9 protein-coding genes are annotated in these 6,541 nt (G+C 43.1%); 2 read left to right on the plus strand and 7 right to left on the minus strand.

The genetic code is table 11. From position 1 onward, the window contains the following. Positions 1-22: 22 nt before the first annotated feature. The 6 genes from DWZ45_RS10365 to DWZ45_RS10390 form a co-directional block, all read right to left on the minus strand. Positions 23-1,396 (minus strand): site-specific integrase, encoded by a 1,374-nt coding sequence (locus tag DWZ45_RS10365; protein ID WP_002304423.1) that lies wholly within the window; start codon positions 1,394-1,396, stop codon positions 23-25. A gap of 4 nt (positions 1,397-1,400) precedes the next feature. After that, positions 1,401-2,024, minus strand: a complete 624-nt coding sequence (locus DWZ45_RS10370; RefSeq protein WP_002304420.1) for a helix-turn-helix domain-containing protein — start codon at positions 2,022-2,024, stop codon at positions 1,401-1,403. A gap of 117 nt (positions 2,025-2,141) precedes the next feature. Then, on the minus strand, positions 2,142-2,378 hold the full coding sequence (locus tag DWZ45_RS10375) for a helix-turn-helix domain-containing protein (RefSeq protein WP_002304418.1): 237 nt from the start codon (positions 2,376-2,378) through the stop codon (positions 2,142-2,144). Between the two features lie 6 nt (positions 2,379-2,384). Beyond that, a complete protein-coding gene (locus DWZ45_RS10380; RefSeq protein WP_002578938.1) occupies positions 2,385-2,792 on the minus strand; it encodes a type II toxin-antitoxin system PemK/MazF family toxin in 408 nt (135 codons plus the stop codon). Positions 2,793-3,306: 514 nt separating this feature from the next. Then, positions 3,307-3,612 (minus strand): helix-turn-helix transcriptional regulator, encoded by a 306-nt coding sequence (locus DWZ45_RS10385; RefSeq protein ID WP_002304413.1) that lies wholly within the window; start codon positions 3,610-3,612, stop codon positions 3,307-3,309. 262 nt (positions 3,613-3,874) lie between these two features. Then, a complete protein-coding gene (locus DWZ45_RS10390) occupies positions 3,875-4,438 on the minus strand; it encodes a hypothetical protein (RefSeq protein ID WP_002304412.1) in 564 nt (187 codons plus the stop codon). 286 nt (positions 4,439-4,724) lie between these two features. Between DWZ45_RS10390 and DWZ45_RS10395 the strand changes: the two genes are divergently transcribed. Then, a complete protein-coding gene (locus tag DWZ45_RS10395) occupies positions 4,725-5,174 on the plus strand; it encodes a helix-turn-helix transcriptional regulator (protein ID WP_002304411.1) in 450 nt (149 codons plus the stop codon). Between the two features lie 51 nt (positions 5,175-5,225). After that, positions 5,226-5,780 carry an ImmA/IrrE family metallo-endopeptidase gene (locus DWZ45_RS10400; RefSeq protein ID WP_002304410.1) on the plus strand — a complete coding sequence of 185 codons (555 nt, stop codon included), beginning with the start codon at positions 5,226-5,228 and terminating at the stop codon, positions 5,778-5,780. A gap of 162 nt (positions 5,781-5,942) precedes the next feature. On the opposite strand, the gene DWZ45_RS10405 is transcribed toward DWZ45_RS10400, so the two are convergent. Further along, positions 5,943-6,320, minus strand: coding sequence for a helix-turn-helix transcriptional regulator (locus tag DWZ45_RS10405; RefSeq protein ID WP_002578940.1), 378 nt, complete (start codon positions 6,318-6,320; stop codon positions 5,943-5,945). Between the last annotated feature and the right edge of the window lie 221 nt (positions 6,321-6,541).

Consider the following 6,541-nt stretch of genomic DNA (forward strand, 5'->3'; position numbering starts at 1 on the left):
AAAGGATCTGCCCTTGCAGTTACTATAATGTTTTTGCCAGCGACTTCAGGAGTGCTGCCATTTCCGGATTTTGCAGAAGCTTCAGAAGAAGTTCTTTATCATCAGCGGAGCTTTCCGTTGCGGCTGGTTGAACCGGCTCAGGCGTTGCCTGTCTGCCTGAGTAGAACGCAGCTTCCATTCTTTCAGCGTTCAGTCTGCGGTCATCGTCGATGATATGGGAGTAAACATCCGCTACCATCTTGACCTGTGCATGACCGGAATCGCCTTGAACGGATTTCATATCGCCGCCGTTCAGCTTCAGCTTGTAAGTGATACTGGAATGTCGGAGACTATGGAAAACCACTTTCGGCAGTCCCTTCTCCTCAATCAGCTTATTGAAAGCACGGTTGATAACCTGCCCCTCAATCGGCTTGCCATTGGAAGAACAGAAAACCAGATTGAAGTCTACGAACTCGTCACCGAAAAGGTCTTTCAGTTCTTCGATGTCAGCCTTTCGCTGTACCAACATTTCCGCTACGGTTTTCGGTAAGAACACCTTGCGGACACTTGTTTTGGTCTTAGGAGTTTTGAGAACCAATGCGGTATGCGTACTGGCGAAGGTCGGTGGGAACTTGAACATGATGTCCTTACCGTCCAGATCTGCCATCGCTTCACGATTTACTCTCTGCAACTCCTTTTCAACGAAGATGCTTGCCTGACCAAGTTCAATACTGGTGGGGGAAATGTCAATACAGTCCCAGGTAAGCCCCAGAAGCTCGCCCATTCGCAGGGAACAGGAGAAGGCAAGGTTAATAGCCAGACGAAGAATATCATCGTCACAGGCTTCCAGAGCCTTCTGGAGCACTTCTGCTGTCCAGATATCCCTGGTCTTGTGTTCTTCTTTCGGCAGCGTAGCGTGCTCCACAGGGTTTCTGGTCATCAATTCCCACTTGACCGCTTGATTGAAAGCATTTCGCAATGTCTTGTGAACCTCTCGGACAGTATGCGGAGTCAGATATTCTGTACGGGCTTTTACATACTTAGAAGAAACCGCTTTGACAGAAAGCAAATCTCGGTAATACTTGTCCATGATTCTCGGCGTGACATCCTCCAGCTTCATATCACCGATGAGGGGACGAATATAGTTTGCAATCAGGCTCTTTCTGCTTTCATAGGTAGACATCGCCCAGGTGTTCACACCATAGATTGACATATACTCATCCAAAAGATCATTGACGGTTTTAGCAGAAGGGGGAATAAAGGTTCCGGACTCCTGCTCATATTCAACCTGCAACTTCCTTTTCTTTGCTTCGGCATTCGTTTCAAAGGTTTCCCACTTCTGACGCTTGTTGCCGTTCTCATCGGTGTATGTATAAACCACAGAATACTTCTTTTTTCTCTTAACGATAGATGCCATGTAATCAGCTCCTTTCCTGTCTATCTTCCGCTAACTGGTAGCGGGTCTGATTGTGATACCATTTTTCAAAGCTCTCTTTGGTAGCTCGCTTATACCTGCCAACCTTGATAAGCTCAAAATCTTCATTGGCAACGATATAGTAAATGGTCTGACGATGTACCCCAAGCATTCTTGCCATTTCCGGCAGACCGTAGGTGGATGCCATAATATCTGCATCCAGTTCCTGATCCTCTACCGTGCGGTAATCGGTTTGAGAAGCATACCATCTTTCAAAGCTCTCCTTTGTCACTCTGCGCTTGCCCAGGACATCGACCACATCAAAATGCCCTTTGGCAACCAGTTCGTAAGCAGTCGCTTCTTTCAGCCCAAGGCGCTGTCCAAGCTCCTCCATTGAATATGTAGTTTTCTTCAATTCCTCGCCGGGAGGGGTTCCATCGACCTTCTGGTATTTGAACTGATTGGCATACCATTCTTCAAAGCTGTCGATCATCACCCTCATGGTGTTGCCGACAAGAATGGTTTTGAAGTAATTCTTCTTAATGAGCCAGTATGACTCCGTTTTACCAAGACCGAGCATCCTGCCCATTTCCAGAACAGACATACTCGTGCGTTTTCTCATTTCCGCCATCGTACAACCTCCTATGTAAAAAATGTAGCCATGTGTTTCTTGTCATGGCTACATTTTATCGAACTCTCAATATGTTTTGAAGTTTGTCGCCGGGTTGTACGACGCCCTTGACAAATCTTACATTTGATGATCCAACCACTCATCAAAACTCTTTTTGGAGATTCTGATACTGCCACCGATGCGGACGCTATGGAAAACTTTCTTTTTCACAAGGTTGTATGCGCTGGTTCTGCTGATGCCCAGAATATCCTGAATCTCATCAACCGTATAGGTTCTCTTATCAAACTGAACTGCGTTAGCAGCCATCGCTTCTTCGGTGCGCTGATTCATGGCAGCGATTCTTTCTTCAAACATTTATGTTCACTCCTTCGCTCTCTTTGCTTTATGTTTTGGGGAACGCTTTTTCAGCTGTTCCATTGCCAGGCTGACAGATAAGGCTTTCTCAATCGCTACCATTTCACGGGGCGTTACCTTACCTAAGTAATTATCAATCCTGCTTTTATCAATGGTACGAATCTGTTCCAGCTGAACAACGGACGCTTCTTTGAATGCAGGATTGTCGTAAATAACAAAGTGCGTCGGCATATTCGCTTTCTTATGGATTCTGGTGGTGACCGTTGCCACAATCAATGTGGGAGCGTGTTTATTACCGGTATCGTTCTGAATGACGATAACCGGACGGATGCCGCCTTGTTCCGACCCAACTACCGGGTCCAGCTTGGCGCAATAAATATCACCACGGCAATATACCCAATTTTCTTTCATCATGTGCCATGACCTCCTTTCGTTGGCTATGTAATAACTGACTGCCAGAAAGGAATCAGGCAGTCAGTCCAAAAGTCTATGTGTCCCATATTTGCCACGCACCCCTGGGAAAGAGGGCTTACGCCCTCAGGGAATCACCGAACGACTGATTGCGAATCAGTTCCATAGGAATCTAACCTCTGCCGGGTTCTCCGCCAGCTCCGTAGAGAAGTATCTTTAATCCTGTTGCTTTCATGGCCGTATTGGGAGCAACCCAATATTTACAAGCCAGTATTGATCGCTGGCATCGGGAGAGAGACAAGCGCTTAATTTATAGAAGAAAGTCGTTCTGTTTCTCTATCCGATACGTCTCGGCGTACCGCTGATGTGGCTGATGCTCTCGCACCGGCAACAGGAACGTATTCGATGACTGTGTATTCAGTTTTCAAGGATCAAGCAGCCGATTTTCTTTGGCTGTATCTAAATTGTACCTGTTCCTCATGCAAGTTTTTATTGCCTCGTAGGTATAGTTTTGAGGTTATTCACGACCTAAAAATATGTAATCAAGGGTTGTCTCAAAGCGCACAACCAGTTCGATTGCCAAATCAATAGAGATACCTCTGTTGCCGGTTTCAATTCGTGCAATGGTGTTTGCGGCAACACCTAACTGCTCCGCAAGCTGTTCCTGTGTAAGCCCATGTTCCTTTCTCAAGGCTTTAATTCTTTTTCCGCTTTCAACCAAGTCGTAATACATTTTCGTTCCTCCGTGTTTTTGAATTTGTGAAGTTGCAAAATCAAAAACAGCGGGAGGAGATCGTGCCCGATTCTCAATACCCTTTGCCATCTGCCTGTCCTCCTTGCAGGCATAAAAAAAGAGCCGGAGTAAATTACTCCAAGCTCTCGTTCATGCCTTTGTGTTAATTATGGGGGAAAATAGGCAGGTATAAAAAAAGCCCCGTACCCATTACAGGCACGAGGCGTAACTCTCTCTATTCAATTTTATGCCGCTATCTCCCAGCATAGCCATTTTAACACTGGACAAGTCGGACTTTCAGTAGGGGAACCGTCGTATTTTCATCGGATTTTAGTCGGACTAAAATCCTGTCTTAGCATTCACAATAACACAATGCTTCTTCCTCCCGGGCACTTTCCAGGAAATCTTTCAATTTAGGAATGGCTGTTCCCCAAAGTGACAGACCAAATAACAGTATCGCTTCTTTCTTTCGGTCATAGTAGGTGCTGCGTTCCATATTCAAAACCTCCAGCATTTCTGATTCCCTGTACTTGAAGCGGTTGAGATATGCCTTTGAGATAATCTCACAGTACAGAGCGCCTTTATCTGGATATTCTCTGATTTTCAACATAGCCATATCTACCAGTTCAATGATCCACTTTGTCTCAAATAAGCTGCGAATGCGTTCTTCAAATCGTTCTCTCGCTTCATCCGGAGCAAAGTTCTCCAGATAAATCAATGCACCATCTAAGCTGTCACCGTAAGTACAAATAAGGGTATCACATACATCATTCGCACGATCAATGGTAGACCAGCACACCTCTCGATATATGGATAAAATCAGCTTTGCTCTTTCATACAGAACCTTCTCGTCAATGTTCTGCATCCGGCAAAGCATTCGAATACTGCTTAATACCTGTGTATTATATCTGCTCATTCAGAATCTCCTTTCAGCCTAATCCATAAAATAAGAATTCCTTTCTAACTCCTGTCACTTGGCTAAAGGGAAACAAATACCATGGGACAAGAATGACTATAACTTCCGATATTTGATTAAAATAACAGAAGTGAAATCGGAAGTTCTTGACTTTATAAAAGTTCCGATATATAATTAAGTGGAATTAAAACTTCTGTTATGATTCTTATTATAGCATTTTCCAGAAGTTTGTCAACAAATAATCGGAAGTTACGAATAAATATTTTTTGAAAGGAAGGATACTACCATGACATTTGGAGAAAAAATTAAAGAAGCTCGTTTGGCTATGAACCTATCTCAAACGGAGCTTGCCCAGATGACCGGCATTTCCGAAAGATCCCTTTACACCTATGAGCAGCTCGGAACACTCCCCAGAAAAAGCAACATCAGAAAACTTGCTGAAGCACTGCATATCTCTGTGTCCTATCTTTTGGACGAATCTGAAACGGATAGCCAGAGCCATATAGATCAGGATATGTTTATTTTAGAGGCAAAGGAAAACTTCGGTTCAAAAGGAGCAAAAGAAGCTCAGGAAGTGTTGGGTCGTGTAAATTCTCTGTTTGCCGGTGGAGAATTGGACGAGGACGCAAAAGATGTATTCTTCCAGGCGATTATGTCAGTTTATATGGACTCTAAGAAAACAGCACGGGAAAAGTACACTCCGAAGAAATACAGAAAGCATAAAGATAAAGAGTAAAATCCTCAAGCACAGAATATGTTTTCTGTGTGCGATTCGGAGGTGAAGCAAATGAAAACGGCAGAGCATATCATTGAAACTGTCGATAAGCTTGTGCGAAAATATCACACCAGAGACCCTTACGAGCTATGTCAGCTGTTAGGTATCAAAATCCACTATTACGATTTACAGAAGAAATTGAAGGGCTTCTTCTATTACCAGTCCAGACAAAAGAATATCGTGATAGATCACAATGTGAACGGTATCCTGGAGCGTATATTAGTCGCACATGAATTAGGACACGCTGTCCTGCATACAAAAATCGCTATGATGCACGGCTTTCAAGAAATGGAAGTTTTTGATGATAGATCAATCGAAGAAAATGAAGCAAACTTCTTTGCGGCGGAGCTTCTGTTAGAAGATGGGAAAGTCCTGGAATGCCTTTCGGAACACACATTTTTTGAAACGGCTAAAATGCTCTATGTACCGGCAGCATTATTAGACTACAAATTCAGCCTGCTCCACGAAAAAGGAGAGCTGGTAAATTCGATGTATATTCGTAAAGCAGATTTCCTGAAAGAAGATCTTCATGCCTACGATAACGACATTGGTTATGGCGATATATGAATATCTATTTTTATATCTTTACAGAAAAAGTCCACCAGTACGATGCGTAGTGCATCATGACTGGTGGACTTTTTGCTTCTTAAAGAATCAGTATATTGTGCTGCAAAAAAGAACCCCATAGCAGTTCACTCTGTACCGTCAATGGGCTTCTTTTTCATTATATCAATCAAGCTCCGCTTTTTTTATCATCTCTTGCTGGTCAATCAAGACATCAATCAACTTTCCTACGGTTATCAATGTTGTTACATTACACTTTTTCAGTTTTGCAGCAATCTCATTATCAATGATGCTGTCGCATTTTGCATATGGGGTATCCAGTAAAAAATAGTCAAAGTTCTTTTCCAAGACGAATGCCAGTTTTAGAAGCATTGCCAAAGAAACTTTCGTCTGTCCAACTTCAACATGGCTCATATGATTGTTCGAGCAACCAACCAACGCACCCAAATCAGCCTGACTATAACCCTTTTCCAGTCGGGCAGCTCTAATGCGCTGACCAATCTTAACGTAATCAATTTCCGGTTGCGTTTCAATCACCTCCATGCTGTGTATGATTCTGCTATACATTATAAAATGTACCAAAAATCTCAACAACCAACATCGGGTGCAAGTTGCATTTATAAATGCAATATGATAAAATTTTATAGGCAGATTGCATTAAATGATAGAATGAAAAGAACCCCAAGACGACAATATGAGCTATCTTGAGGTTCTTTAAAATAAAAAATTCGTAGAGTACATTACTCCACGAATCGCATTCTTCT

Source organism: Clostridium sp. AF32-7AC (assembly GCF_003477925.1).
Taxonomy (GTDB): domain Bacteria; phylum Bacillota; class Clostridia; order Lachnospirales; family Lachnospiraceae; genus Otoolea; species Otoolea fessa.

Coding starts and splice junctions, on each gene's coding strand:
- DWZ45_RS10365 (WP_002304423.1), bottom strand. CDS start 1,396: ATGGCATCTATCGTTAAGAGAAAAAAGAAGTATTCTGTGGTTTATACA.
- DWZ45_RS10370 (WP_002304420.1), bottom strand. CDS start 2,024: ATGGCGGAAATGAGAAAACGCACGAGTATGTCTGTTCTGGAAATGGGC.
- DWZ45_RS10375 (WP_002304418.1), bottom strand. CDS start 2,378: ATGTTTGAAGAAAGAATCGCTGCCATGAATCAGCGCACCGAAGAAGCG.
- DWZ45_RS10380 (WP_002578938.1), bottom strand. CDS start 2,792: ATGATGAAAGAAAATTGGGTATATTGCCGTGGTGATATTTATTGCGCC.
- DWZ45_RS10385 (WP_002304413.1), bottom strand. CDS start 3,612: ATGGCAAAGGGTATTGAGAATCGGGCACGATCTCCTCCCGCTGTTTTT.
- DWZ45_RS10390 (WP_002304412.1), bottom strand. CDS start 4,438: ATGAGCAGATATAATACACAGGTATTAAGCAGTATTCGAATGCTTTGC.
- DWZ45_RS10395 (WP_002304411.1), top strand. CDS start 4,725: ATGACATTTGGAGAAAAAATTAAAGAAGCTCGTTTGGCTATGAACCTA.
- DWZ45_RS10400 (WP_002304410.1), top strand. CDS start 5,226: ATGAAAACGGCAGAGCATATCATTGAAACTGTCGATAAGCTTGTGCGA.
- DWZ45_RS10405 (WP_002578940.1), bottom strand. CDS start 6,320: ATGGAGGTGATTGAAACGCAACCGGAAATTGATTACGTTAAGATTGGT.